General features: G+C 69.7%; 27 protein-coding genes. 10 read left to right on the top strand and 17 right to left on the bottom strand.

The window, feature by feature from the left end; genetic code table 11:
- The first annotated feature begins 39 nt into the window (after nucleotides 1-39).
- The 6 genes from ACTOWL_RS19620 to ACTOWL_RS19645 all read left to right on the top strand — a co-directional run bounded on the left by ACTOWL_RS19620 (nucleotide 40) and on the right by ACTOWL_RS19645 (nucleotide 6,344).
- The gene (locus ACTOWL_RS19620) at nucleotides 40-915 is read left to right on the top strand and encodes a carbohydrate ABC transporter permease (RefSeq protein ID WP_441322952.1); all 876 of its coding nucleotides are present in this window, start codon (nucleotides 40-42) and stop codon (nucleotides 913-915) included.
- Nucleotides 912-1,817: a carbohydrate ABC transporter permease gene (locus tag ACTOWL_RS19625; protein WP_441322953.1), complete on the top strand. Its 906-nt coding sequence runs from the start codon at nucleotides 912-914 to the stop codon at nucleotides 1,815-1,817. The genes ACTOWL_RS19620 and ACTOWL_RS19625 overlap by 4 nt, the downstream gene beginning before the upstream one ends.
- A 4-nt stretch (nucleotides 1,818-1,821) precedes the next feature.
- Entirely contained in the window at nucleotides 1,822-2,907 is a 1,086-nt protein-coding gene (locus ACTOWL_RS19630; protein WP_441322954.1) for an ABC transporter ATP-binding protein, read from the top strand.
- 29 nt (nucleotides 2,908-2,936) lie between these two features.
- The gene (locus ACTOWL_RS19635) at nucleotides 2,937-3,704 is read left to right on the top strand and encodes a sugar phosphate isomerase/epimerase family protein (RefSeq protein ID WP_441322955.1); all 768 of its coding nucleotides are present in this window, start codon (nucleotides 2,937-2,939) and stop codon (nucleotides 3,702-3,704) included.
- 22 nt (nucleotides 3,705-3,726) lie between these two features.
- Nucleotides 3,727-4,878, top strand: a complete 1,152-nt coding sequence (locus ACTOWL_RS19640; RefSeq protein ID WP_441322956.1) for a Gfo/Idh/MocA family protein — start codon at nucleotides 3,727-3,729, stop codon at nucleotides 4,876-4,878.
- 74 nt (nucleotides 4,879-4,952) lie between these two features.
- On the top strand, nucleotides 4,953-6,344 hold the full coding sequence (locus tag ACTOWL_RS19645; protein ID WP_441322957.1) for an FAD-binding oxidoreductase: 1,392 nt from the start codon (nucleotides 4,953-4,955) through the stop codon (nucleotides 6,342-6,344).
- Nucleotides 6,345-6,459: 115 nt separating this feature from the next.
- On the opposite strand, the gene ACTOWL_RS19650 is transcribed toward ACTOWL_RS19645, so the two are convergent.
- The 6 genes from ACTOWL_RS19650 to ACTOWL_RS19675 all read right to left on the bottom strand — a co-directional run bounded on the left by ACTOWL_RS19650 (nucleotide 6,460) and on the right by ACTOWL_RS19675 (nucleotide 11,675).
- Complete coding sequence (locus ACTOWL_RS19650; protein ID WP_441322958.1) at nucleotides 6,460-7,188, bottom strand: class I SAM-dependent methyltransferase; 729 nt, start codon at nucleotides 7,186-7,188, stop codon at nucleotides 6,460-6,462.
- A 62-nt stretch (nucleotides 7,189-7,250) separates the two neighbouring features.
- Nucleotides 7,251-7,577, bottom strand: coding sequence for an NIPSNAP family protein (locus tag ACTOWL_RS19655; RefSeq protein ID WP_441322959.1), 327 nt, complete (start codon nucleotides 7,575-7,577; stop codon nucleotides 7,251-7,253).
- A gap of 87 nt (nucleotides 7,578-7,664) precedes the next feature.
- Nucleotides 7,665-9,080 carry a ribosome biogenesis GTPase Der gene (gene der / locus ACTOWL_RS19660; protein ID WP_441322960.1) on the bottom strand — a complete coding sequence of 472 codons (1,416 nt, stop codon included), beginning with the start codon at nucleotides 9,078-9,080 and terminating at the stop codon, nucleotides 7,665-7,667.
- A gap of 15 nt (nucleotides 9,081-9,095) precedes the next feature.
- Nucleotides 9,096-10,418, bottom strand: coding sequence for an outer membrane protein assembly factor BamB family protein (locus ACTOWL_RS19665; RefSeq protein WP_441322961.1), 1,323 nt, complete (start codon nucleotides 10,416-10,418; stop codon nucleotides 9,096-9,098).
- Nucleotides 10,419-10,429: 11 nt separating this feature from the next.
- Nucleotides 10,430-11,071 carry a tetratricopeptide repeat protein gene (locus ACTOWL_RS19670; protein WP_441322962.1) on the bottom strand — a complete coding sequence of 214 codons (642 nt, stop codon included), beginning with the start codon at nucleotides 11,069-11,071 and terminating at the stop codon, nucleotides 10,430-10,432.
- A 151-nt stretch (nucleotides 11,072-11,222) separates the two neighbouring features.
- Nucleotides 11,223-11,675, bottom strand: coding sequence for a hypothetical protein (locus ACTOWL_RS19675; protein WP_441322963.1), 453 nt, complete (start codon nucleotides 11,673-11,675; stop codon nucleotides 11,223-11,225).
- Between the two features lie 171 nt (nucleotides 11,676-11,846).
- Between ACTOWL_RS19675 and ACTOWL_RS19680 the strand changes: the two genes are divergently transcribed.
- On the top strand, nucleotides 11,847-12,179 hold the full coding sequence (locus tag ACTOWL_RS19680; protein ID WP_441322964.1) for a DUF2794 domain-containing protein: 333 nt from the start codon (nucleotides 11,847-11,849) through the stop codon (nucleotides 12,177-12,179).
- Between the two features lie 28 nt (nucleotides 12,180-12,207).
- Complete coding sequence (locus ACTOWL_RS19685; protein ID WP_441322965.1) at nucleotides 12,208-12,975, top strand: SDR family NAD(P)-dependent oxidoreductase; 768 nt, start codon at nucleotides 12,208-12,210, stop codon at nucleotides 12,973-12,975.
- Between the two features lie 244 nt (nucleotides 12,976-13,219).
- Here ACTOWL_RS19685 and ACTOWL_RS19690 read toward each other — a convergent pair whose 3' ends face one another.
- The 8 genes from ACTOWL_RS19690 to ACTOWL_RS19725 form a co-directional block, all read right to left on the bottom strand.
- A complete protein-coding gene (locus ACTOWL_RS19690) occupies nucleotides 13,220-13,738 on the bottom strand; it encodes a hypothetical protein (RefSeq protein WP_441322966.1) in 519 nt (172 codons plus the stop codon).
- A 164-nt stretch (nucleotides 13,739-13,902) separates the two neighbouring features.
- Complete coding sequence (locus ACTOWL_RS19695; protein WP_441322967.1) at nucleotides 13,903-14,049, bottom strand: hypothetical protein; 147 nt, start codon at nucleotides 14,047-14,049, stop codon at nucleotides 13,903-13,905.
- The gene (locus tag ACTOWL_RS19700; protein ID WP_441322968.1) at nucleotides 14,046-14,498 is read right to left on the bottom strand and encodes a DoxX family protein; all 453 of its coding nucleotides are present in this window, start codon (nucleotides 14,496-14,498) and stop codon (nucleotides 14,046-14,048) included. Before ACTOWL_RS19700 ends, ACTOWL_RS19695 begins: the two co-directional genes overlap by 4 nt.
- Nucleotides 14,495-16,111 carry an MFS transporter gene (locus ACTOWL_RS19705; protein ID WP_441322969.1) on the bottom strand — a complete coding sequence of 539 codons (1,617 nt, stop codon included), beginning with the start codon at nucleotides 16,109-16,111 and terminating at the stop codon, nucleotides 14,495-14,497. Before ACTOWL_RS19705 ends, ACTOWL_RS19700 begins: the two co-directional genes overlap by 4 nt.
- A gap of 49 nt (nucleotides 16,112-16,160) precedes the next feature.
- Nucleotides 16,161-18,017, bottom strand: coding sequence for an amidohydrolase (locus ACTOWL_RS19710; protein ID WP_441322970.1), 1,857 nt, complete (start codon nucleotides 18,015-18,017; stop codon nucleotides 16,161-16,163).
- A 107-nt stretch (nucleotides 18,018-18,124) separates the two neighbouring features.
- Nucleotides 18,125-18,409 carry a XapX domain-containing protein gene (locus ACTOWL_RS19715; protein ID WP_441322971.1) on the bottom strand — a complete coding sequence of 95 codons (285 nt, stop codon included), beginning with the start codon at nucleotides 18,407-18,409 and terminating at the stop codon, nucleotides 18,125-18,127.
- 119 nt (nucleotides 18,410-18,528) lie between these two features.
- Complete coding sequence (locus ACTOWL_RS19720; RefSeq protein WP_441322972.1) at nucleotides 18,529-19,182, bottom strand: hydrolase; 654 nt, start codon at nucleotides 19,180-19,182, stop codon at nucleotides 18,529-18,531.
- Nucleotides 19,183-19,921: 739 nt separating this feature from the next.
- On the bottom strand, nucleotides 19,922-20,602 hold the full coding sequence (locus tag ACTOWL_RS19725) for a B3/B4 domain-containing protein (protein ID WP_441322973.1): 681 nt from the start codon (nucleotides 20,600-20,602) through the stop codon (nucleotides 19,922-19,924).
- Between the two features lie 70 nt (nucleotides 20,603-20,672).
- Here ACTOWL_RS19725 and ACTOWL_RS19730 point away from each other — a divergent pair, with 70 nt between their 5' ends.
- Nucleotides 20,673-21,278, top strand: coding sequence for a helix-turn-helix domain-containing protein (locus tag ACTOWL_RS19730; RefSeq protein ID WP_441322974.1), 606 nt, complete (start codon nucleotides 20,673-20,675; stop codon nucleotides 21,276-21,278).
- A 104-nt stretch (nucleotides 21,279-21,382) separates the two neighbouring features.
- A complete protein-coding gene (locus ACTOWL_RS19735; RefSeq protein ID WP_441322975.1) occupies nucleotides 21,383-21,721 on the top strand; it encodes a YidB family protein in 339 nt (112 codons plus the stop codon).
- Between the two features lie 61 nt (nucleotides 21,722-21,782).
- Here the strand turns inward: ACTOWL_RS19735 and ACTOWL_RS19740 are convergent, their stop codons facing one another.
- From ACTOWL_RS19740 to ACTOWL_RS19750, 3 genes are all read right to left on the bottom strand, one after another.
- Entirely contained in the window at nucleotides 21,783-23,234 is a 1,452-nt protein-coding gene (locus tag ACTOWL_RS19740; RefSeq protein ID WP_441322976.1) for an NAD-dependent succinate-semialdehyde dehydrogenase, read from the bottom strand.
- Between the two features lie 122 nt (nucleotides 23,235-23,356).
- Nucleotides 23,357-24,637 carry a 4-aminobutyrate--2-oxoglutarate transaminase gene (gabT, locus tag ACTOWL_RS19745; protein ID WP_441322977.1) on the bottom strand — a complete coding sequence of 427 codons (1,281 nt, stop codon included), beginning with the start codon at nucleotides 24,635-24,637 and terminating at the stop codon, nucleotides 23,357-23,359.
- 88 nt (nucleotides 24,638-24,725) lie between these two features.
- The gene (locus ACTOWL_RS19750) at nucleotides 24,726-25,628 is read right to left on the bottom strand and encodes a LysR substrate-binding domain-containing protein (protein ID WP_441322978.1); all 903 of its coding nucleotides are present in this window, start codon (nucleotides 25,626-25,628) and stop codon (nucleotides 24,726-24,728) included.
- Between the last annotated feature and the right edge of the window lie 146 nt (nucleotides 25,629-25,774).

Consider the following 25,774-nt stretch of genomic DNA (forward strand, 5'->3'; position numbering starts at 1 on the left):
TGCTCCGCCGTCATGGCGGGGCGGTCCCAAGGAGGGATCATGGCTGCGCTCCGCATTCGATACCTGACGGCCAAGGCCGTGGTCGCGCCGACCGTCCTGGTCATGGCCACGTGCTTCTACGGCGCCATCCTCTGGACCATCACCATCTCCTTCACCCGCTCCAGCCTGGTGCCGAACTACGACTTCGCCGGCATCGCCCAGTACGTCCGGCTGTTCAACACCGCGCGCTGGTACACCGCCTTCGGCAACATGTTCGTGTTCGGCGGCCTGTTCATCGCCCTGGCGCTGGCGCTGGGCACGCTGCTGGCGGTGCTGATCGACCAGAAGGTGAAGGGGGAGGGGGTGTTCCGCACCATCTTCCTGTACCCGCTGTCGATGTCGTTCATCGTCACCGGCCTGGCCTGGCAGTGGTTCCTGAACCCGGCCATGGGGCTGCAGGACTTCGTCCGCGGCCTGGGCTGGGAGGGCTTCACCTTCGACTGGATCATCGACCGCGACCGCGCCATCTACACCATCGTCCTCGCCGCGGTCTGGCACTCCTCCGGCCTGATCATGGCGATCATGCTGGCCGGGCTGCGCGGCGTCGACCACGAGATCTGGCGCGCCGCCAGGGTCGAGGGTATCCCGCGCTGGCGCACCTACCTGTCGATCGTGCTGCCGATGCTGCGGCCGCTGGTCGTCACCTGCGTCGTGCTGCTGGCGATCGCGGTGGTGAAGAGCTACGACCTGGTCGTTGCCATGACCCGGGGCGGCCCCGGCAACGCCACCGACATGCCGGCCAAGTTCGTGGTCGACCTGACCTTCGAGCGCGCCAATATCGGCCTGGCCTCGGCCGGCGCCGTGGTCATGCTGGTCGCGGTGCTGGCGGCGCTGGCACCCTATCTCTACATCGAGCTGTCGCGGAGGGCGCGATGACCGACACCGCCGTCGCCGGTGCGATCCCGCGCGCCACCCGCCGCCCGGCCCGCAAGGCCTCGGCAAGCCGGGTCGGGCTCTACGCCTTCCTGGTGCTGGCCGCGCTGTTCTTCGCCATCCCGCTGCTGATCGTGCTGTCGACCTCGCTGAAGCCGATGGACGAGATCCGCGAGGGCTCGATCTTCGCCCTGCCGATGGCGCCGACCTTGGAGCCCTGGTCCAAGGCCTGGCTGTCGGCCTGCACCGGCCTGTTCTGCGACGGGCTGCATGTCGGCTTCTGGAACTCGGTCCGCATCCTGGTGCCGAGCGTGATCCTGTCGGTGCTGGCCGGGGCGCTGAACGGCTATGCCCTGGCGCAGTGGCGCTTCCGCCATGCCGACAAGATCCTGACCGCGCTGATGCTGGGCGCCTTCATCCCGTACCAGGTGATCCTGTACCCGCTGGTCAAGATGTTCGCCGGCCTCGGCCTGTACGGCACGCTGCCCGGCATCGTCCTGATCCACATCATCTTCGGCCTGCCGACGATGACCCTGATCTTCCGCAACTTCTACGCCGGCCTGCCGGAGGAGCTGGTGAAGGCGGCGCGGGTCGACGGCGCCGGCTTCTTCCGCATCTTCCTCCAGATCATGCTGCCGATGTCGGTCAACATCCTCATGGTCGCCCTGATCCTGCAGGTCACCGGCATCTGGAACGACTACCTGCTGGGCTACATCTTCGCCGGCCGCGAGAACCTGCCGATGACGGTCCAGCTCAACAACATCGTCAACACCACCACCGGCACGATCGAGTACAACGTCAACATGGCGGCGACGGTGCTGACCGCGCTGCCGCCGCTGCTCGTGTACTTCCTGTCCGGCCGGTACTTCGTCCGCGGCATCGCCTCGGGCGCCGTGAAAGGATAGGCCCATGTCCTCCGGCATCTCGATCCGCAGCCTGAACAAGTCCTACGGCGCGCTGCACGTGCTGCGCGAGATCGACATCGATGTCGATCCCGGCGCCTTCACCGTGCTGCTCGGCCCCTCCGGCTGCGGCAAGTCCACCCTGCTCAACGCCATCGCCGGCCTCGACGAGGTCGATTCCGGCGAGATCGTGATCGGCGGCGTCGACGTCACCGACGCGGAGCCGAGCGCCCGCGGCCTGGCCATGGTGTTCCAGTCCTACGCGCTGTATCCGACCATGACGGTGCGCAAGAACCTGTCCTTCGGCCTGCGCGTCGGCCGCATGCCGAAGGAGCAGGTGGAGAAGCGCGTCGCCTGGGCCGCCGACCTGCTGCAGATCCGCGAGCTGCTGGACCGCAAGCCGGGCCAGCTGTCGGGCGGGCAGCGCCAGCGCGTGGCGATCGGCCGGGCCCTGGTGCGCGACGCCCAGGTGTTCCTGTTCGACGAGCCGCTGTCCAACCTCGACGCCAAGCTGCGCACCGAGATGCGGGTCGAGATCAAGCGCCTGCACCAGGAGCTCGGATCGACCATCGTCTACGTCACCCACGACCAGATCGAGGCAATGACGCTGGCCACCCGGATCGCGGTGATGAAGGGCGGGCAGGTCGAGCAATACGCCGACCCGCAGACCCTCTACGAGAAGCCGGCGACCCTGTTCGTGGCCGGCTTCGTCGGCTCGCCGGGGATGAACTTCCTGCCCGGCACGGTGGTGCGCTCAGGCGGCATCTCCGCGCGCATCGACGGCCACGACCTGCCGCTCGGCGCCTATCCCTTCCTGTCCGAGCCCGCGGCCGGGGACGAGATCGTGCTCGGCTTCCGGCCGGAGGATATCGGCCTGGCCGAGGACGGCGCGCCGGGCATCCCGGTCGAGGCACCGCTGCTCTTCACCGAGCCGATGGGCGCCGACACGCTGGCCTGGTTCGACCTGGCCGGCAAGCGCGTCTCCGTCCGCCTGCCGCCGGACCGGGCGCGGGCGCTGTCGGGCGGCGCCCGGCTGATGCTCGACCTGTCCAAGGCCTCCCTGTTCAGCACCCAGACCGAGCGCCGGCTCTGACGCCGGGCTCCGGAACCCACGAGGAAGCGATGTCCACTCCGGATGTGATCTCCATCCAGCTCTACAGCCTCCGCAACTATGGCGAGCTCGACAAGCAGCTCGACGCCGTGGCCGCCGCCGGCTACCGCCATGTCGAGACGATCCAGTCGCATTTCGAGGACGCGGCCGGCACCCGGCGCAAGCTCGATTCCCGCGGCCTGACCGCGTCCTCCGGCCATATCGGCCTGCCGGCGCTGCGCGAGCGGCTGGACTGGGTGGTCGAGGGCGCCAGGACAGTCGGCCTGACCCAGCTGTTCATGCCGGCCCTGCCGACCGAGGAGCGCAAGGGCGACGGCGCCCGCTGGCGCCAGGCCGGGCAGGAGCTCGGCGAGTTCGCCGCCAAGCTGGCCGACAAGGGCATCAAGCTCGGCTACCACAACCACCATTGGGAGCTGGAGGCGATGGCGGACGGCCGTCCGGCGCTGGCCCATTTCTTCGACGGCGCCAACGGCCATCCGCTGGCCTGGCAGATCGACATCGCCTGGCTGGCGCGCGGCGGGGCCAACCCGTCCGAGTGGCTGGTGAAGGAGCAGGCGCGGGTGGCCTCGGCCCATGTCAAGGACATCGCCCCGGCCGGCCAGAAGGCCGATGAGGACGGCTGGACCGATGTCGGCACCGGCACGCTCGACTGGCCGCGGCTGTGGCGCGAATGCCGGGCGGCAGGCGCCGAGTGGATGGTGGTCGAGCACGACAACCCCAAGCACCCCGACGCCTTCGCCAAGGCCAGCTTCGACTTCCTCAAGGGCCTGCCGGCCTGACCGACCCCCGGAGATTCCACCCATGACCCCCGTCACCCTCGGCATCATCGGCTGCGGCAACATCAGCGACGCGTACTTCCGCGGCGCCGCCGGGTCCAGCCTGGTGCGCATCAAGGCCTGCGCCGACCTGCGGCGCGAGGCGGCCGAAGCCAAGGCCCAGCAATACGGCGTCACCGCGCTCTCGGTCGACGAGCTGCTGGCCGACCCGGAGATCGAGATCGTCATCAACCTGACCGTGCCGCTGGCCCATGCCGCGGTCGGGCTGCAGATCATCGCCGCCGGCAAGCATGTCTATCTGGAGAAGCCGCTGGCGGCGACGCTGACCGATGCCCGCGCCCTGGCCGAGGCCGCGGCAAAGGCCGGCCGGCGCATCGGCTGCGCCCCCGACACCTTCCTCGGCGGCGCCCACCAGGCCTGCCGCCGGGTGATCGACGAAGGCCGCATCGGCCAGGTGGTCGGCGGCGCCGCGGCGGTGATCTCGCGCGGCATGGAGATGTGGCATCCGAACCCGGAATTCTTCTTCAAGCCGGGCGGCGGGCCGATCCTCGACATCGGGCCGTACTACGTCACCCAGCTGATCAACCTGCTCGGGCCGGTGAAGCGGGTGGCGGCGGTCGCTACCAAGGGCTACCCGACCCGCAAGGTCACCAGCGAGCCTTTGGCCGGCCAGATCATCCAGGTCGAGGTCCCGACCACGGTCAACGGCGTGCTGGAGTTCGAAAGCGGCGCCAACATCTCGCTGACCGCCTCCTGGGATGTGTGGAAGAACAAGCGCATCCCGTTCGAGATCTACGGCACCGAGGGCTCGCTGCTGGTGCCCGACCCGAACTTTTTCGGCGGCGCGCCGCAGGTCACCACCCAGGGCGGCGACTGGCGGGATGTCGACATCGCGGCCCATCCTTTCGGCGTGCCGAACCGGCCGCTGAAGGACGGCCGCTCGGTCGCCGACTACCGCATCATCGGCGCGCTCGACATGGCCGTCGCGATCCGCGAGGGCCGGCCGCATCGCGCCTCCGGCGACTTGGCGCTGCACGCGCTCGAGGTGATGGAGGCGTTCGCTTTGTCCTCGACCGAGGGACGGCACGTCACCATCGAGAGCGTCTGCCAGCGGCCGGAGCCGGTGCCGCTCGGCACCGACGAGTCGGTCTTCGTCGCGGCCCGCAAGGCGGCGTAGGCGGCGAGGGGGCGCGTGGCCTTGATCCGGCCGCGCACCCCCGCCATTCTCGGCCGTCACCGACCGGGATTGCCATGACCACCCTCGACGCCGCCTTCCTCACCCGCCTCGACACGCTGCTCGGCCCGGGCGGGCTGGCGCAGGGCGATGCCCTGGCCGGCGCCAATCCCGGCTATCACCCCGACAACCTGGCGGCGGGCGTCCAGGCCTCGCCCCGCACCGTGGACGAGGCCTCGGCGGTGCTGGCGCTGTGCCACGAGGCCGGGATCTCCGTCGTGCCGCATGGCGGCCGCACCGGCCTGGTCGGCGGCGGCGCCTCGCGGCCCGGGCAGATCGTGCTCAGCACCCGCCGGCTCGACCGCATCGTCGAGATCGACACCGCCGCGCGCCTCGTCGTGGTCGAGGCCGGGGTGACGCTGCAGCAGCTGCAGGAGGCGGCGGCCGAGCACGGCCTGACCCCCGGCATCGACCTCGCCGCCCGCGGCTCCGCCACCATCGGCGGGCTGATCGCGACCAATGCCGGCGGCATCGAGGCATTCCGCCGCGGCACCATGCGCAACCGCGTGTTCGGCCTCGAATTCCTGGGCGCCGACGGCACCGTGGTCTCCGACCTGGTGCGGGTGCTGAAGAACAACACCGGCTACGATCTGAAAGACCTGATCGCCGGGTCGGAGGGCACGCTCGGCATCGTCACCCGCGCCGTGATCCGGCTGGAGCGGCTGGTCGCCCCGGCGGCGACGGCGCTGATCGCCTGCGCCTCGGCCGAGGCGGCGCTGACCGCGGCCGGGCGGCTGCGTGACCGCTTCCCCGGCCGGCTGCGGGCGCTCGAGATCCTGTGGCACGCCTATGCCGAGACGGTGGCGCAGGAGCATGGCGTGGCCCTGTCCGGCTTCGGCCTCGATCCGGCGCCGGTCTATCTGCTGACCGAGGCGGAGCAGGACCCGGACATCGACATCGCCGCGGCGATGGAGGCGGAGATCGGGGCGCTGTGGGAGGAGGGGCCCGTCACCGGCGCCGCCCTGGCGCAGAACGAGCGGCAGCGCGAGATGTTCTGGCGCATCCGCGACGATTCCGATGCGGTCAGCCGGCCCTGCCCGGACGCCAAGACCTTCGACGTCTCGGTGCCGCTGTCGGCGCTGCCCGCCTATGTCGAGCGGATCCGCTCGGAGCTGGCTGCGACCTTCTCCCCGGATATGCGGGTCTATGTCTTCGGCCATCTCGCCGACGGCAACCTGCATGTCATGGTCGGCGATCGTCCGGCCGGGTCGATGGCGCGGATCGAGGCGATCCTCTATGACGGACTGGCCGAGGCCGGCGGTTCCTTCTCCGCCGAGCACGGCATCGGCCTGGAGAAGCAGGACGCCTTCCGCCGCTACGGCGACCCGGCGCGGCGGGCGGCGATGGCGGCGATCAAGGCGGCGCTGGACCCCAAGGGCATTCTCAACCCGGGGAAGATTTTGGGATAGTCGACTGTTTTCGTTTCCCTTTTTGTCATGCCCGGGCTTGACCCGGGCATCCAGAGAGCGTCGACACCCTCTGGATTGCCGGGTCAAGCCCGGCAATGACAATCAAGGGAGGCCGTCACGCGAGCGGCCGGGCCTTCAGCCACAGGAACAGCGGCAGCCGCATCCATTGCTGCAGCAGGGCATTCCCCTCCGGATGGCCCGGCTGCGGCTCGCGGATCGAGGTGATGGCGAGGCCAGCGGCCTCCAGCGCCGCGGCATAGGCCTCCAGCGGCTGCGACCAGCCGGCGAAGTCCATGCGCAGCCCATCGCGCTCCTCGCTGCCCTCGAAGCGCTCGCGGCCGTAATAGCTGCCCTCGAAGAGGAAGGGCGCGTCCGGCTCCGGCCCGGCGAAGCGGCCGCGGTCGCGGAACGGGTGGACCAGAGACACCATCAAAGTGCCGCCGGGCCGCAGCACGCGACGGACCTCGCGCAGCGCGCCCGGCACATCCTCGACATCCATCAGCACATTGTAGGCGACCACCAGGTCGAAGCGGCCGTCCTCGAAGGGCAGGGCCGCGGCGTCGGCCACGGCGTAGTCCTGGGCGGAGCCGGCCGCGGCGGCGATCTCCACCAGCTCGGCCACGGTGTCGGCGGCGGTGACGCGATAGCCCAGCGCGGTCAGCTCGCGCGACACCCGGCCCTCGCCGCAGCCCAGATCCAGCGCCTCGCCCGAGCCGCGGCCGATATAGCCGACCAGGGCGTCGCGATAGGCCCAGAAGGCGTCATGGCCCGGCTTCCGCGCCCAGGCCGTCCAGTCCCGGGCAACGCGGGCCCAGTGCTCCCGGTCGATCGAGCTCTTCGTCATCATCGTCTCCGGCACAAGGAAAGGGCGGTCGGAACCGGCCGCCCTGCCGGTCGGTCAGCCGGCTACTTGACCTTGGAGAACGCCGTCGGCTTCAGGATGGCGTTGGTGATGTACGACACGATCGGGCCATCGCGCTCGGTCCCGGCGCGCTTCTCCAGCCACTCCGGATCGGTCGCGAAGGCGGTCCATTTCTGCTCCCGCTCGGCCAGGGAGTCCCACTCGAGCAGATAGTACAGGGCCTGGTTGCTCTCGCCGATCTCGACGGTCCAGAAGCCGGCCTGGCGGATGCCGAAGCGCTCCCAGATCTTCAGGGTGATGGTGTCGAAGCGGTTCAGCAGCGCCGGCAGCTTGCCCGGCTCGCAGTGATAGACGCGCAGCTCGTGAATCATTCCGATCTCCTCCCGAAAAGGAGGGGACTCTGGCCCCGCCGCGGCCCGATTGCAATCGTCTGGCAAAACGATCCGCGGCCGTGCCGATCAGTCCTTGTCGGCGTAAGGATTCTTCGGCTGGCGCAGCACCACCCGGATCGGCACGCCGCCCAGATCGAAGCTCTCGCGCAGCCCGTTCACCAGATAGCGCAGATAGCTGTCCGGGAATTCCTCGGCCTGGGACACGAACAGGGCGAAGGTCGGCGGCCGGGCCTTGACCTGGGTGATGTAGCGGATCTTCAGCCGGCGGCCGCGCACCAGCTGCGGCGGATGCGCGTCCAGCATCGCCGGCAGCCAGCGGTTCAAGGGGCCGGTGCGGACCCGGCGGTTCCACACCTTGTGGATGTCCAGCACCGCGTCCATCAGCTTGTCCAGCTTCTGGCCGCGCAGGGCGGAGATGGTGACGGTCGGCACGCCGCGCACTTGCGGCATCGAGGTCTGCAGCTTGTCGCTCAGCTGCCGCAGCGCCGCGGCATGGTCCTCGACCGTGTCCCACTTGTTGATCGCGATGACCAGGGCGCGGCCTTCCTCGATCACGTGCCGGGCGATGGTCAGGTCCTGCTTGTCCATGATGGCGCCGGCGTCCAGCAGCAGCACGCAGACATGGGCCAGCCGGATCGTCTCCAGCGTGTCGCCGACCGACATGAATTCGAGCTTGTCGTCGACCTTGTCGATCCGCGCCTTGCGGCGCAGCCCGGCGGTGTCGACCAGCTTGATCGCCTGGCCGCGCCAGGTCCAGTCGACCATGATCGCGTCGCGGGTGATGCCGGCCTCGGGCCCGGTCAGCACCCGGTTCTCGCGCAGCAGAGCGTTCATCAGGGTCGATTTGCCGACATTCGGCCGGCCGATGATGGCAAGACGGATCGGGCGGCCGAGCTCGACCTCGGGGTCGACCACGTCGCCTTCGCCTTCCTCCTCCGGCATCACCTGGTCGTCGTCCTCGACCAGCGCGTCGTCGTCGGCCGCATCCGCCGGCATCAGCGGCCGCAGCGCATCGAGCAGGTCGACCAGACCCTGGCCATGGGCGGCCGAGATCGCCACCGGCTCGCCCAGGCCCAGCGCCCAGGCCTCATGCATCCCGGCCTCGGCGGCGCGGCCTTCACATTTGTTGGCCACCAGGATGATCGGCCGGCCCTGGCGCCGCAGCCACTGGGCGAAATGCGCGTCCAGCGGCGTCACCCCGGCGCGGGCGTCGATCATCATCAGCGCGACGTCGGATTCCTGCAGCGCGATCTCGGTCTGCTGCCGCATCCGCGCCTCGAGGCTGTCGTCGAACGCCTCCTCCAGCCCGGCGGTGTCGATGACGCGGAAGGTCAGATGGCCCAGCTGCCCATCGCCGATGCGCCGGTCGCGCGTCACCCCCGGCAGGTCGTCGACCAGCGCGGTGCGCTTGCCGACGAGCCGGTTGAACAGGGTCGACTTGCCGACATTCGGCCGGCCGATGATGGCGAGGGTAAAGGGCATACGGTGTTTTCTGTCTCAGCGATAGGCGGTCAGGGTGCCGCCCGTGCTGACAATATACAGCGTTCCGTCGGCGATCACCGGGGCGATCCGTGTCTCGTCGGTCTCGAAATGCCCAGTGACCTCGCCGGTCTTGGGCGAGATCAGCACGCCGGCGCCGGTCGAGCTGGCCAGGACCAGCGTGTCGCCGGCCAGGACCGGGCCGGTCCAGGTGATCGGGCCTTCCTTGTCCTCGGGGTCGGTCCAGCGCTCCAGCTCGCGGATCCAGCGCACCTTGCCGGTGTTGCGGGCCAGCGCCACCGCGACGCCCTCGTTGGAGACCAGATAGACGGTGTCGCCGGCCACCCAGGGCATCTGGGTGCCGCTGATCGGCTGCTCCCACACCGTGATGCCGGAGCGCATGTCGATGCCGACCGCCTGGTTGCCGTGGCTGACCGCGACCACCAGGTCGCCGTCGATCGCCGGCAGGGCGGTGATGTCGGCCAGGCCGGCCAGGGCCCCCGCGGCGCGGGCGGCGCCGCCGCCGACCGTGGCCGACCACACCGGCCGGCCGTTCTCGATGCGCAGGCCGTACAGCTCGCCCGAGGAATAGGGCACCACCACCACGCCGGCATCGACCGCGGCGCTGCCGCCGCCGAGCAGGGCCGAGGCCTCGGTGATGCCGCTGTGGTTCCACACCTCGGTGCCGGTCTTGGCGTCCAGCACCTCGGTCTGGTTGTCGACGGTGATGGCGACGACGCGGCCCTGGGTCACGGTCGGCGCGCCGCGCACCGGCCCGGCCAGCTTGCCGCGCCAGATCAGGCCGCCATTCGACGGGTCGACCGCCACCGCCTCGCCGAAGCCGGTGGTGGCGTACACCGTGCCGTCGGCATAGGCGGCGCCGCCGCCGATCGGCACGCTGTCCTGCTCCGGATCCGCCACCCGCACCCGCCAGTACGAGCGGCCGGTGGCGGCGTCGAGCGAGTTCAGCCGGCCAGAGGCGTCGGTGATGTAGACCTTGCCGTCGGCGATCACCGGGCCGGCCAGCAGCGCCGTGCTGCTGCTGTCGCCGCTGCCGATGCTGCTGCTCCAGGCCCGCTGGAACGGGATCTTCAGCGCCAGGTTGCCGTTGACGTGGTTCACCGCGCCGCCCGGGTTGCGCCAGTCGGGGTTGGTGCGCACCGCCGGCAGCACGGCCGACTGCCCGGCATCGGCCGACGGCTCCAGCCCCTGGGTGCGGCTGATCACCGCGATCCGTTCGCCCGGCAGCGGCGTCTTGGCTTCCTCGAACCAGCTGCAGGCGCTGAGCAACCCGGCGAGCGCAAGTATGGAGATCCGGGGCAGCAGGTGGCGTCGCCGCATGGCGTGGTCCCTCAATTGCTCGAAATGCTGAGGAGCTGTTCGGCCCGGCTGCGCACGCCGGGGGACGAGGCCGGGTCCTTCGACAGCGCCTCGAAGATCTCGCGGGCCTTGGCCGCATCCTTCTGGCGCAGGGCCAGCAGGCCCTGCAGCTCGCGCGCTTCGGCGCGCCAGGGCGCGCCGTCGGCGGCCAGCGGCGCCAGCTCGTCGTTCAGCGCCGCGGGGTCGCCTTCGTCGAGCCGGGCCATGACCGAATAGAGCCGGGCGAGGTCGCGCACCACCCCGTTGACGCCGCCGTCGCCGGCGATCTGCTGGTAGATCTTGCCGGCCTCGTCGCGCTTGCCGGCGTCGAGATTGGCGCGCGCCTCCAGCAGGCGGGCCAGGGCCGCCCGGTCGGCGCTGCTGTCGGCGGCGACGGCGGCATAGATCGAGGCGGCGTTCTGCGGGTTGGCTGCGGCCTGCTGCTGGGCGTCGGCCAGGGCCTGGGTCTGCGACTGCGCCTGGCTCTGGCTGTAGCTGCGCCAGCCGACGAAGGCGGCGGTGCCGAGGACGATCGCGACCGCGCCCGCGATGATCAGCGTGCCGTGGCGGTTCCAGATCGCCTTGACGCGATCCTCGCGCAGGGCTTCGTCGACTTCGCGGAAGATATCGGTCATCACAGGGTTCCGAACAGGGCGCCGCCTCGGCCCGGGCGTCGCGGCCAAGCCGCCTTACCTAGACGATTGGTTCCGGGAAGACAATCCAACGGTGTGGCGACATCAGGGCAATCGACCTGGATGGCACGCAGCTTGCGCGTTGCCCCAGCTGTCACCGCCTATGAGAGTTCCAGAAGAGTTCGCCCTTGAGAAACTTTCCGCCGTCATACTGCTTCGTCCCGGGCCCGGACGCGTTCGGAAAGTTGTTCAGCACGATTCTCCCGGATGCGGCACCGACCAGGATGACGTCGTGTCCCTGAACAATGCAGTCTCCTCCCGCGACATTGAACATTGTCGGGTCCTGCGCGGTCCAGGTGCGTGTCGGGCCAGAGACCACGACGGCAGTTTGAATTTTCTGGTCGACGTCCGAAACCAGTTCAACATTGTATGAAGCATCCATGGTCTTCTCCCGGCTGTGATGGGTTTGCATCGCACTTTCGGATATTGCGTCGAGCCAAATGCAATTGTGCTTCGGACCATATTCCTGACCGTGCGGGATCGTCAAATGACGTTCCAGCAATTGACGTTCCAGCAATTGACGTTCCAGCAATTGACGTTCCAGCAATTTTCGCCTCCGGCGAGGTCTTCGCGCGGAACGAGCCTGGCCGCGTCGACGATTCGGATCACGCGCTCACCGATGCGCATGGCCTGCCGTCGCCAACCATCTGGACGTGCGGCCGGATTTGTCCAACACTCGGCGGACCGACTCAACGATGTCGAGGCGTCCCGTCGGCGCATGTCGCAGGTTCTCGATCTCTCCCAGATACGGCGCCGCCGCGGGCGCGTCTATTTCAACCGTGGCGAACTCGGCCAGCTTCTCGGCCTCTATTTCGATCGCGTCGCCGCCGGCGAATGGCGCGACTACGCGATTGACCACGGCGTCGGCATCGCCGTGTTCAGCGTGTTCCGGCACAGCCACGACCGGCCGCTCTACGGCATCGCCAAGGTGCTGGCCGCGCAGGGGACGGAATATTGCGTCTACGAAGGCCGGCATCGGCTCCGCCGCGGCCACACCCTGGCCGAGGCGCTGGAGCTGTTCGAGCGCAAGCTGACGCTGGTCCGCGACTGAGTCCTTTCATCCCCATCCAGGCGGCATCATGACCGACTTCGCGCTCTATCCCAGCCTGCAGGACCGGGCCGTGCTGATCACCGGTGGCGGCTCCGGCATCGGCGCCGCCCTGGTCGAGCATTTCGTCCGCCAGGGCAGCCGGGTGGTGTTCTGCGACATCGACGCGGAGTCGTCGTTGGCGCTGATCGAGCGGCTGGCGGGGGAGGGGTTGACGGCTCCGACCTTCCTGCCTTGCGACCTGCGCGACATCGACGCGCTGCGCGCCATGGTGCGGGCGGCGGAGGCGGCGGTCGGGCCGATCCGGGTGCTGGTCAACAACGCCGGCCACGACCAGCGCCACAGCATCGACGAGGTGACGCCGGAGTACTGGGACGACCGGCTGGCGGTGAACCTGAAGCACCAGTTCTTCATGGTGCAGGCGGCGCGGCCGGCGATGCGCGACGCCGGCGGCGGCTCGGTGGTCAATTTCGGCTCGATCTCCTGGCGCGCCGGGATGGGCGGCATGCCGGCCTACACCACGGCCAAGGCGGCGATCGAAGGCCTGACCCGCAGCCTGGCGCGCGATCTCGGGGCCGAGGGCATCCGGGTCAACTGCGTGCTGCCCGGCGCGGTCCGGACCGAGCGGCAGGTCAAGCTGTGGTACACGCCGGACTATGTCGAGCGGATCATGGCGTCGCAATGCCTCAAGGGCTTCGTCGAGCCGGACGACATCGCCCGCATGGTCGCCTTCCTGGCCGCGGACGACGCCCGCATGTGCACCAGTCAGATGTATGTGGTGGACGGCGGCTGGATCTGATACCGGCGGCCTTTGAGATCGACTCTCCGGCCTTTTTCGTCATGGCGAGGCGCGAAGCGCCGTGATCATCCAGGGGGCCCGTTTCCCAAGAATTGGGCTGCTGGATCGCCGCGCCCCTTCGGGGCTCGCCATGATGGTTCTTTTTCATGGAGACCGGTGAGGGAGCCCGAACACCGGTTCGGCGGTGGCGGACGGTTCGCCGCGAGCGCCGGCGATGGTCGGTAAAGGGCGGATTGCGGACAGGTCAATAACGACGGCCCGCAGTCATCTTGCGCAAGCGCACCAGTATCCATGTTAGCCATTTGGGGATCCCGGCATGGCGAGCCATTTCGATTTCACCGATGCGATTGCCTTCGGAGAATGCCTCATCGGTCCACGTTTCGGGCGGAAGCCCGAGGCGGCGATCGATCGATTGCTTCAGTTCCTCCCCATTTGGAATCCTTCGTGCAAAGGCCTGTTCTTGGCGCATGCACAAAATCTCGACGCGGCGGCGAATCTCTTCGGAGTAACCGACGCGATATCGCATTAGCCTGCCGTGCGTGGCTTCGTGCACGATTACTGAAGCAATGAATTCGGAGGAGGATGATACGATCAATCGAGGATCGATCACGCATCTTCTCAGCTCCGGGACAAAATGCGCCGCGCCGTTTGGGAGCAAATGCACCCAAACACGATCGAGTTCATTCAGCACTCTTCGGTAACGGTACGGATCATGGGTCTTTATCAGTTGGAGAGCTTGGCCGACCCGATCGAGGATCTCCACGCCTCGCTCTTCACTGAAAACTCCAACCCACAGACCGTCGACTCGCGTGCTGCGCGAGAGCCGGATCAGAAGCCGATCGAAAAACCGTCGCGTTGCCGTGGAGTGCGAATTGATCATGTTGCCCTCAGGCCGGCCGGGCATCTCGATCGTTTCGTTCCAAACCGTCAATTCGATTTCGTCCGCAAAGGGTCGAATCCGGTCAGCTTCACCTGCGGCTGCGCCTCGACCGGATTCGGCAGCGCCAGGGCGAGCGCGGCGATGGCCGGGACCATCCTGCGCCCACGGGGCCGACGCCCGAACAGACTGATCATCGCCGACGTTTCTCGGAGCGGGCGCCACTCGTGAGCGCGGCGACCAGCACCAAGCCCCCGACGATCGAGACATGCTCGAAGAAGGTGTTGAGGTCGCGCATTCGGTCTGCACCGGACTTCATCCAGAAGGCATGGGCCAGGAGGGTTGCCGTTACCGTGAAGCCGGCGAGCGTGCCGGCGCCCATCCAGCTCCAGCGACCGCCCATGATCAGGAGCGCGGAGCCGGCGAGTTGCGTGAAGATCACCAGCACAGCGAGGACCGCTGCCGGCTCGACCCCGGTCAGGCCGCGCACCTCGCCGATCGCGCCATCGAAGTCCAGCAGCTTCAGCATGCCGCTGACCAGGAAAGGGGCCGCCACGGCGATGCGGGCGGCGAGCCCGACCCAGACCGTGCGGAGCAGGATCGTGGACCCCGACGAGATGCGGTCGAGAAGAGGCGTCTGCATCATCGTTGCGCCGCGATGAGGTGCTCGACCTTGGGCTGGCCGGCGATGTGGAACTGGTGGACCGCGTCCTGCAGCACCCGGTCGGAGTTGGTGACGCGCTCATGCTGCCGCAGATGCTCGATCCAGGACTCGACCATGAAGGTCTCGACGAGGCGTCCGTCCTCGGCCGCGTCCTCGAAGACGCACCAGGCGAAGGCGCCGTCCCGGCGGCGCTGGCCGGCGAAGCGCTCGAGGGCGGCGAGGAACGCGACGCGGCTCGTCGGATCGATCCGGTATTCGACCGTGATCATCACCGGTCCGCGGTCGGGCTCCGGCTGGTGTGACAGGACCGGCTCGGGCCAATGCATCGACGGCGTCATGTCGGCACCGGCGCCCGCCTGCAGCTTCCACCGCCAGGTCAACGGGATCGCCAGAAGCGTGCCGGCGGCCGCCGCGGCCAGGGCGGCCGGGAGGCCGAGCCAGGCGGCAGTCTGGCCCCAGATCATGCTGCCGGCCGTCATCGCGCCAAAGAATGCGGTAACGAAGACGGCCAAGCCACGGGCCCGCACCCATTCGGGCAGTGCCATCTGTGCCGAGACGTTCAGGGGGGAGAGCACCGAGATCCAGGACAGGCCGGCCAGCACGCTGGCAATCATGGCGACGGCAGGCTCGCGCGCGACGGCGTAGAGGGCCAGTGCGATCGCGGTGCCGGCAGCACCGGCGGCAACCATTCGGTCGGCGCCCAGCCGCGCCTTGGCCAGCGGCAGCAGGAAGGCGCCGCCGACGGCGCCGGCACCGATCGCACCGAGCAGCAGGCCGTAGAGCTCCGGGCCGCCCGCGACCTGCTCCCGCGCCACCAGCGGCAGCACGGCCCAATATGAGCTGGCGAACAGGAAGAAGCCGATCGCCCGGACCAACGTCGCCCGCAGGCGGGCGTTGCGCCGCGCATGGCGCAACCCGTTGCGGATGGCCTGGCCGAAACGCTCCGCCGGCAGGCGGCTCGTCGATTGCGGCGCGGGCCGCCACCACAGCAGCGCCAGGATCACGCCGGCATAGCTGACCGCATTGAGCCAGAACGGCGCGGCGATGCCGAGGGCGGCGATGACCAGCCCGGCCAGGGCCGGCCCGACCGCCCGGCTGATGTTGATGCCGAGGCTGTTCAGGGTCACCGCCGGCTGCAGATCGGCCGGCGGCACCAGCCTTGGCACGATCGCCTGCCAGGCCGGCGCCACCAGCGCGCCTCCGATGCCGACGAGGAAGGTGAAGGCCAGCAGCAGCCAGGGCGTCGCCGCGCCGGCCGAGACGAGCAGGGCGAAGGCGGCCGACAGCAGCATGACGACGATCTGCATGACGATCAGCAACCGGCGGCGATCGACGATGTCGGCCAGCGCCCCGGCCGGCAGGGCGAAGAGGAACATCGGCAGGGCCGTCGCCACCTGGACCAGCGAGACGATCAGCGGGTCGGGATCGAGCCCGGTCATCAGCCAGCCCGAGGCGGCGTTGTACATCCAGCCGCCGATGTTGGAGACGACCGTCGCGACCCAGAGGACCGCGAAGGGCCGGTGCCGGAAGGCGGACCAGGCCGAAGGGAGCGTCGCGGGGCTGGCGGAAGCGGCGTGCAATGGTTCGTCGCTCATCAGCTCCTCCCGCTTCTCGGCCCGCGGACGGGCCCGTGGGGACCCGGCCTCAAAACGCCCAGCACGAACAGCCGAGCACGCCCCAAAACGACCGTTCGTCCGATACGGGAGCGTTGGCGGCCCAGGCGGCGGCGTGGGCGTGGCCATGGACGCCGCAGCTGGTGGCGCATCCGCACGCCGCGGCCACGGCCTGGACCTGCGGGGCCCCCGCCCGCTGCTGATAGCCGCCATGGCTGCGCACCGGCGACCAGTCGGGCATCGCGGCCGGCAGCGACGGCGCGAGGTCATGGAAATCGCCGCTGCCGTGGACCGGCCTGCCGCCCAGCAGCGTCAGCACCGAGATGATGTCCTGGATGGCGTCCTCCGACACCGCGAAGTAGTCGGCCGACAGGACCGCCAGATCGGCGAGTTGCCCTTCCTTGATCTGCCCCTTCCTGCCCTGCTCGGTCGAGAACCAGGTGTTGCCCTCGGTCCAGAGGCGCAGCGCGGTCTCGCGGTCGAGCCGGTTGGCCGGCGGATACAACGACATACCGCCCATCGTCCGGCCGGTGGTCAGCCAGGACAGCGACACCCAGGGATTGTAGGAGGCGACGCGCGTGGCGTCGGTGCCGCCGCCGACAGGCAGCCCCGCCTCCAGCATGCGCCGGATCGGCGGCGTCCGTTCGGCCGCCTTTGCGCCGTAGCGCTCGACGAAGTACTCGCCCTGATAGGCCATGCGGTGCTGCACGGCGATGCCGCCCCCGAGCGCCGCGATCCGCTCGATGTTGTGGTCGGTGATCGTCTCCGCGTGGTCGAAGAACCAGTGCAGCCCGTCGAAGGGGATGTCGCGGTTCACCCGCTCGAACACGTCCAGCGCACTCGAGATCGTCTCGTCGTAGGTGGCGTGTAGGCGCCACGGCCAATGGTTTTCGGCCAGCAGCCGGACCACCGGCTCGAGATCGCCCTCCATTGAGGCGGGCAGGTCCGGCCGCTCGACCCGGAAGTCCTCGAAGTCGGCGGCGCTGTAGACCAGCATCTCCCCGGCGCCGTTGTGGCGGTAGAGGTCGTCCCCCTGGCCGGGCACGACCTGCTTCGACCATGCCGTGAAGTCGGCGAGTTCCGCCTTCGGCTTCTGGGTGAAGAGGTTGTAGGCGATGCGGATCGTGAGCAGCCCCTCGCGATGCAGCTCCTCGATGATCGCGTAGTCGTCGGGATAGTTCTGGAACCCGCCGCCGGCATCGATCACACCGGTCACGCCGAGCCGGTTGACCTCCCGCATGAAATGGCGGGTGGAGTTCTTCTGGTATTCGGGCGGCAGCTTGGGACCCTTGGCCAGGGTGGCATAGAGGATCGTGGCGTTCGGCTGGGCCAGCAGCAGGCCGGTGGGGTTGCCCTGCGCATCGCGCACGATCTCGCCGCCCGGCGGGTTCGGCGTGTCCTTGGTGTAGCCCACCACCCGCAGCGCGGCGGCATTGAGCAGGGCGCGGTCATAGAGGTGCAGGATGAAGACCGGCGTCTCGGGGGCGACGGCGTTCAGCTCCGCCAGCGACGGCAGCCGCTTTTCGGCGAACTGGTGCTCGGTGAAGCCGCCGACGACCCGGACCCATTGCGGCGCCGGGGTGCGGTCGACCTGCTCCTTCAGCATGCGCATGGCGTCGGCCAGGGACCGGACGCCGTCCCAGCGCAGCTCCATGTTGTAGTTGAGGCCGCCGCGGATGATGTGCATGTGGCTGTCGATCAGCCCCGGGATCGCGCGCCGCCCACGCAGGTCGATGACTTGCGTTTCCGGGCCGGCGAGCGCGCGCACCTCCCGCTCCGGGCCGACCGCCAGGAACCGGCCTTCGGCGATGGCGACGGCCTCCGGGGCCGGGTTGCTGCGGTCGAGCGTCGTAAACCGGCCATTCACGAGGATCAGGTCGGCCGTCATGGCGGTGTCTCCGGTTGGACGTGTCTGTCCAGCGGCCGTGCGGCCGCCCAGGAGGCTCGATGCCGCGAGCGCCGCCGCACCGATGGCTGCATCCCTGCGCGTCAGCGTCATGACCCGGACTCCGCCGGGTCGGTGCAGCGGTCCCCGGCGGCGCGCGACCCGATGGGCAGGGCGCCGAAGACATGCTCGCCGCATTCGCTCTTCAGCCAGCCGCGGCTGAGCCCCTCGCCGGAGAAGAGGCGCTTGGCCACCGGCACCACCTGCTCGCCGGCGAGGATGCCGAGAAGGCCGATGAGCGCCACCACGGGCGGCGCGGGCGAGCGGACGTTCAGCAGGCTGTAGATCACGCCAACGAGGAGGCCGACGGCCAGCGCCGTCACATAGATCTTCATCCGACACTCCGGGGTCATCAGGGGCCTCAGGCGGGACAGGCGCGCGGCGTGGACCGGCCGATTGCGGTGAGCCCACATCAGAGGCGCGGAGATCCGCAAGGATCTCCGCGCCTTGCCGCCTAGTGGCCTTCCTGGGCGCCGAACATGGACTTGGCATAGATGATGCCGAGCCCGTAGGCGCCGCCGAACGTCTTCGCGATTCCGGTGGTCATGTCGTAGGTGTCGGTGCGGGCCCAGTCGCGCTGCAGCTCGAGCAGGTACTGGAGCGACGTCATCGGCCGCGCGCCGGCCTGCACCATGCGGTCCATGGCGCGCTCATGCGCCTCCTCCGAAACGTCGCCGCAGGCATCGGCGATGACGTAGACCTCGAAGCCCTGCTCCAGCGCCGAGAGCGCCGGCCCGACGATGCACACGCTGGTCCACAGCCCGGCCAGGACGATCCGGGACTTGCCGATCTCGTTGACCCGCGCGATGACCTTCGCGTCTTCCCAGGTGTTCATCGAGGTCCGGTCGAGCAGTGCCTGGCCGGGGAATGCCTCAGTGATCTCGCCGAACATCGGGCCGGAGAAGCTCTTCTCCGCCACGGTTGTCAGGATCGCCGAAACCCCAAAGCCCGCCGCCGCGCGGGAGACCAGGGCCGCGTTGTTGCGGAGGGTGACAGCGTCGATTGACTTGGTGGCGAAGGACATCTGCGACTGGAAGTCGATCAGGACGAGAATGTGGTTCCTGGGGTCGAGCAGCGCCTTGGCCGGTGTCGGGGTCGCGCGGGTCATCGTCGTCTCCTCTCTGCGCCGCGGTCCTTGAACCGGCGCCGGTGATTGCCCTCAAGCCTGCGGGAACGCCAGCCGGCCAACCGCGCCCGAGGCGCCGCAGTCGTCCGCACATCGTTCCCGCCCCGTACGCCGGCAAAGTCGGGCTTATCGCCTCCGATGGCGACGATCCTCACGGGTTCGCCTCTCGCGAACGGGGCACCGTCTCGGTCGACGGTCTCCGCCTCTCATTTCATAGCCAGCGTTCGGAAACGAGATGCAAGATGGCGGCTGGCAGCCTCCTCCACCATTGTGCCGACGAGCAATCCTTCACATCAAAGGATGGGAGATCCTCGACCTCGGCACAGGTCAGCCTTTCGAAGGTCGCGGACACGGGCCGTAATGGGCCCTAGCTGAGGGCCGAAGCCGGCCGGCGGCGGGCGGCGCCACAAATCCGGGACGTCGGAGGCCGAGCCGTCGGCGTGCTGCAGCCCCCGCCATTCAGTCGCATCCGGTGAAAGCATGGCAGCCACCCTCCCGGACACGCTGCATCCTGCCGCGCCCGGCGATGCCATGTCGATCCGGGCTTCGCGGGCCATGCGGTCAATCTGGTACCATCGATCACCCCCATCTGGATCTAACGGCGGCGGCCGAAACCCCGCATGCTGCAGACGACCCGGCATCGGCCGGACCGTCGTGACGCCCCGGGCTTGCCGGGGAGAGGGAAGGCGCGATGCGCGCAACCTGCCCTACGGCCATCGGCTCAGGGGATCAGCAGCGTAGTTTCGATCCGGGCCGCCGGCGCGATCGTGCGGATGCCGTCGGCCAGGTCGCGGCCGACCGCCTCCAGCGCCGCGATCGGCATCGGCTCCAGCCGTTCGATCACGAACCACATCTCCGTGGTCGGCAGGTCGAGGCGGGTGCGCGGGCCCTGGCGCCAGTTCCAGCGCCGGCAGGTGACGCCGCGGTCGTCGCGCCAGACCACCTCGCCCGGCTCCGGATGCTCGAGCGCGACCTCGCCGTTCGACAGCGTCTCAAAGGTCTCGTCGCCCGTCGCCCGCACCAGCCGCGGCGGCCCGGCATAGGCGGCCAGGTCCTCGCCGCCGATCGGCACCGCCCAGCGCACGCTCAGCGCGTTGTACAGGTCGACCATGCGGTTGATCGGCGGCAGCCCGCCGTCGCGCTGGGCCCGCTTGCGCAGCGCCTCGGCCGAGCAGGGCGTGCGCTGCGGCTTGGCGCCGAAGCCGCGATAGGCTTCGCGCCACGCCTCCAGATGCGCCGCCGCCCAGTCCGGCCCCGTCGCCGCGCAGGCCTCGGCCAGCCGGGCCGCGCCGTCGTCGTCGCTCGGGCCGTTGCGGGCGCCGCGCGCCACCAGGCTCAGCGCCACGAAATCGGGGCGCAGCGCCCGGACGGCAGGATCGACGGCGGGCGGGGCGGACAGCATCGGCTTGGTTCTCTAAAGTGACCGGACATACCAATATGTTGACTAATCCATGATGACCGAAGAGGTCAATATGCTGACCGAGACTGCCGAGATCGACGGGGCCGAGGCGGAGACCACGGTGGCGGTGGCGCGCCATGTCGCCGAGCTGCGGCGGGCGCGGCGCCTGTCGCTGGACGCGCTCGCCCGGCTCTCCGGCGTCAGCAAGGGCATGCTGGTGCAGATCGAGAACGCCCGCTCCAACCCCTCGATCGCCACGCTGTGCCGGGTGGCCGCGGCGCTCGGCGTCTCGGTGGCGCAGCTGGTGGATCTGGAGGGCGAGGATGTGGTGCGGCTGGTCGGGCCGGAGGAGGCGGCGCGGCTGTGGGCCGGGCCGGAAGGCGGCCGCGCGGTGCTGCTGGTCGGCAGCGGCGGGCCCGACATGCTGGAGCTGTGGAGCTGGGAGCTGAAGCCGAAGGAGCGGCACGTCTCCGACCCGCATCCGGCCGGCACGCGCGAGCTGCTGCATGTCACCGCCGGCACGTTGCTGCTCGAAGTCGAAGGCCGGCCGCACGAGGTCCAGGCCGGCACCTCGGTCCTGCTGCACAGCGACCGGCCGCACGCCTATGCCTGCAAGGGCGCGCGGTCGGTCCGCTTCACCATGGCGGTGATGGAGCCGCACGCGGTGCGGCGGTTCTGACCCGGAAGGTCAGGCGGAACGAAGCCGCAGCGCGAGGGTTATCATCCTAACCGGCCCTCGACCGGTCCCGCCATGCCATCCCGGCTGAACCACAGGAGCGGTGCATGAGCTTGTTCGACAGCATCAAGGGCGCCATCGGCGACGCCGCCGGCCCGCAGGGGCTTCTGTCCAACGCGCTGGCGCAGGTCGGCGGGCTGCAGGGCATCCTGGCCAAGCTGCAGGCCGGCGGCCTCGGCGACCAGGTGAAGTCCTGGGTCGGCACCGGCGCCAACCTGCCGGTCAGCGCCGAGCAGATCCGGTCGGCCCTCGGCAATGAGCAGGTGCAGCAGATCGCCGCCGCGATCGGCATCCCGACCGACACGGTCCTGGCCTTCCTGTCGGAGCATCTGCCCAAGACGGTGGATCAGGCGACGCCGGACGGCACGCTGCCGCCGACGGCCTGATACCGGTCCGCGCACTTTCTACACTCCCCCTCCCCCTGCGGAAGGGGGAGGATGAAAAAGCCTACGCGCCCATCCCGGCGAGCAGAACGTATTTCAGCTCCACGAACTCCTCGATGCCGTGGTGCGAGCCCTCGCGGCCGAGGCCGGATTCCTTGACCCCGCCGAACGGCGCCACCTCGGTGGCGACGACGCCGGCATTGACGCCGACGATGCCGTAATCCAGCGCCTCCGCCACCCGGAACACGCGGCCCAGGTCGCGGGCGTAGAAATAGGCGGCCAGGCCGAAGGGGGTGGCGTTGGCCTGGGCCACCACATCTGCCTCGTCGCGGAAGCGGTAGACCGGGGCCAGCGGGCCGAAGGTCTCCTCCTGCGTCACCACCATCTCGGTGGTGGCGCCGGACAGCACCGTCGGCTCGAAGAAGGTGCCGCCCAGCGCGTGGCGGTGGCCGCCGGTGACGACCGCGGCGCCCTTGGCCGTGGCGTCGGCGATGTGGCGCTCGATCTTCTCCACCGCCTCCATGGTGATCAGCGGGCCCTGGACCACGCCGGCCTCGGTGCCGTTGCCGACCTTCATCGCCGTCACCTTGGCGGCGAAGCGGGCGACGAAATCGTCGTAGACCGCGTCCTGGACGTAGATCCGGTTGGCGCAGACGCAGGTCTGGCCCATGTTGCGGAACTTCGAGGCCAGAGCGCCCTCGACCGCCGCGTCGATGTCGGCGTCGTCGAACACGATGAAGGGCGCGTTGCCGCCCAATTCCAGCCCGACCTTCTTCACCGTGTCGGCCGCCTGGCGCATCAGCAGCTTGCCGACCTCGGTCGACCCGGTGAAGCCGACGAACTTCACCGCCGGGTGGCCGGTCAGCACCTTGCCGATCTTCGGCGCGTCGCCGGTGATCACGTTCAGCACGCCGGCCGGCACGCCGGCGCGCACCGCCAGCTCGGCCAGGGCCAGGGCGGTCAGCGGCGTCTCCGGCGCCGGCTTGATCACGGCGGTGCAGCCGGCGGCCAGGGCCGGCGAGACCTTGCGGGTGATCATCGCCGCCGGGAAGTTCCAGGGCGTGATCGCCGCGACCACGCCGATCGGCTGGCGCAGCACCAGGATGCGGGCGTCGGCGCGGTGGCTCGGGATGGTCTCGCCGTAGATGCGCTTGGCCTCCTCGGCATAGAACTCGACGAAGGAGGCGGCGTAGTCGACCTCGCCCCGCGCCTCAGCCAGCGGCTTGCCCTGCTCGCTGGTCATGATCAGGGCGATGTCCTCCTTGTGCGCCAGGATCAGGTCGAACCAGCGGCGCAGGATGGCGGAGCGCTCCTTGGCGGTCTTCTTGGCCCAGGGGCCGAAGGCGGTCTCGGCGGCCTCGACCGCGTCGGTGGCCTCGGCCTCGCCGAAGCGGGGCACGCGGCCCAGCGTCTCGCCGGTCGCCGGGTTGGTCACCGGATCGACGGCCTCGCCGATCCAGGCGCCGCCGATCAGGTTCCGGCTCTTCAGCAGGGTCGGGTCGTTCAAGGTCAGCATAGCGATCTCACGGGGTCACGGAACGGGATGCTCTCGGATGGCGAGGTCGCACGCCCTCTCCTCGGGGAGAGGGAGAGGCCCGCCGCGTTGGCGGCGGGAGGGTGAGGGGGCCGTGCCGGCGGTCAGGCCGCCGCCAGGGCCGTCTCCAGCACGTCCAGGCCTTCGTCGACAATGGCGTCGCTGGCGGTCAGCGGCACCAGGATGCGGACGACATTGGCGTTGACGCCGCAGGACAGCAGCACCAGGCCGTTCTCATAGGCCTTCTGGGTCACCTTCCGGGTGGCGTCGGCGTCCGGGTCGTAGGCGCCGCGCGACTTGACGATCTCGAAGGCGACCATGCCGCCCAGGCCGCGGATGCCGGCGATCGGCAGCAGGTCGTTGCGCCGCGACAGCGTCTCCAGCCGCGCCTTGATCCGGGCGCCGATGGCATTGGAGCGCTCCAGCAGCTTCTCCTCCTTGAACACCTCCAGCACCGCCAGCGCCGCGGCGCAGGCCAGCGGGTTGCCGGCATAGGTGCCGCCCAGCCCGCCCGGATCGGCCGCGTCCATGATCGGCGCCCGGCCGATCACGCCGGACAGCGGGAAGCCGCCGGCCAGGCTCTTGGCGACGCAGATCAGGTCGGCCTCGACGTCGAAATGCTCCATCGCCAGCATCTTGCCGGTGCGGCCGAAGCCGGTCTGCACCTCGTCGGCGATCAGCACGATGCCGTGCTCGTCGCAGACCCGGCGCAGGGCGCGCATCAGCTCGGCCGGGACCTCGTAGAAGCCGCCTTCGCCCTGCACCGGCTCGATGATGATGGCGGCGACGCGCGACGGGTCGACATCGGCCTTGAACAGGAAGCTCAGCGCCTTCAGCGAATCCTCGACGGTGACGCCGTGCTGGGCGACCGGGAACGGCAGGTGCCAGACCTCGGGCAGCACCGGGCCTAGGCCCTTCTTGTACGGCACCACCTTGCCGGTCATGGCCGAGGCCATCACGGTGCGGCCGTGGAACGCGCCGGTGAAGGAGATCACGCCGCTGCGGCCGGTGGCGGCGCGGGCGATCTTGACCGCGTTCTCGGTCGCCTCGGCGCCGGTGGTGAAGAACACCGACTTCAGCGGGCCGCTGATCGGCGCCAGCGCGTTCAGCTTCTCGGCCAGCTCGATATAGGGTTCGTACATCAACACCTGGAAGCAGGTGTGAGTGAAGTTCGCCATCTGCTCCTGGACGGCGGCGATCACCTTCGGGTGGCAATGGCCGGTGTTGACCACCGCGATGCCGCCGGCGAAGTCGACATAGCGCTTGCCCTCGACATCCCAGATCTCGGCGTTCAGGGCGCGGGCGGCGGAGATCGGCGTGGCGTGCCCGACCCCGCGGACGACGGCGGCGTTGCGGCGCTGGAACAGCTCGGCATTGGTGGTCATGGACATCCCCTCGGGTCAGGCTATGGCAAGAAGGTCGGTGCGGCAGCCTCGTTGCACAATCGCCTAGTTTGAACGTGTCTGGTGCATTCTATGCACCATTGCCGTTCGGCGTCGCGAACAGATGGCGCAGCCAGTCCCGCAGCGTGGCCAGGCCGGGCTCGTCCCAGCGCGCCGCCTCGGACAGGAAGTAATAGCCGCCGAGCCGGATGTCGGACGGCACCATCTCGACCAGCCCGCCGGCGGCCAGGTCCTCGCCGGCCAGCACGGCATTGGCCAAAGCGACGCCCTGGCCCAGCCGCGCCGCCTCGATCGCCAGATGGGCGTGCCACAGCCGCGGGCCGCGCAGGGGCGGCAGCTCCGCCACCCCGGCCCGGTGCAGCCAGCGCTCCCACTGCTCGGTGGATTCCTCGTGGATCAGCGGCACCCGCAGCAGGTCGGCCGGGGCCGCGACATCGGCATGGCGGGCGCGGAACGCGGCGCTGGCCACCGGGAAGACCCGCGGGCTGGACAGCAGCTCGGCCCGCACCCCGTCGCGCGGCGCCGCCGTCTCCAGATAGATGATCTCGGCATCCGCCTCGTCGTGGGAGAAATCGGGCCGGGCCAGGGTCGGCAGCAGGGTGATCTCGTGCTCCGGCAGCAGCGCCTCCAGCTCCGGCAGAAGCGGCAGCACCCGGCGCGAGGCGACGCCGGGGGCGCACCAGATCGCCAGGGTGCGGCGGCGCGGCGCCGCCAGCTCGGCGGTGGCGCGCTCGATCAGGTCCAGCGCCTGGGCGATCTGGGCCAGGTAGCGCTGGCCCTCCGGCGTCAGCGCCAGGCCGCGCCCCGCCGGCCGCAGCAGCCGGGCGCCCAGCCGCTGCTCCAGATTGCGGACATGGCGCGACACCACGGTGTGGCTGACCGCCAGCTCCTCCCCCGCGGCGCGGACGCTGCCGAGGCGGCCGACGGCCTCGAAGGCGCGGAGCGCGATCAGCGGGGGCAGGCGACGGGCCATGGCGGTCTCGGGCGGGATTGGGTGCAGGCGAGGCGGACCCTAGCACGGCGGCGGCACGGCCGGGCGCCCGGCCAGTATGTGAATTTTTTCGCGAATTCGCAGAATCCGCATTGCCGAGCGAGGCAGAGCCGGGATTAAGCTGGCAC

This window comes from Inquilinus sp. CA228, assembly GCF_052078665.1.
GTDB lineage: Bacteria > Pseudomonadota > Alphaproteobacteria > DSM-16000 > Inquilinaceae > Inquilinus.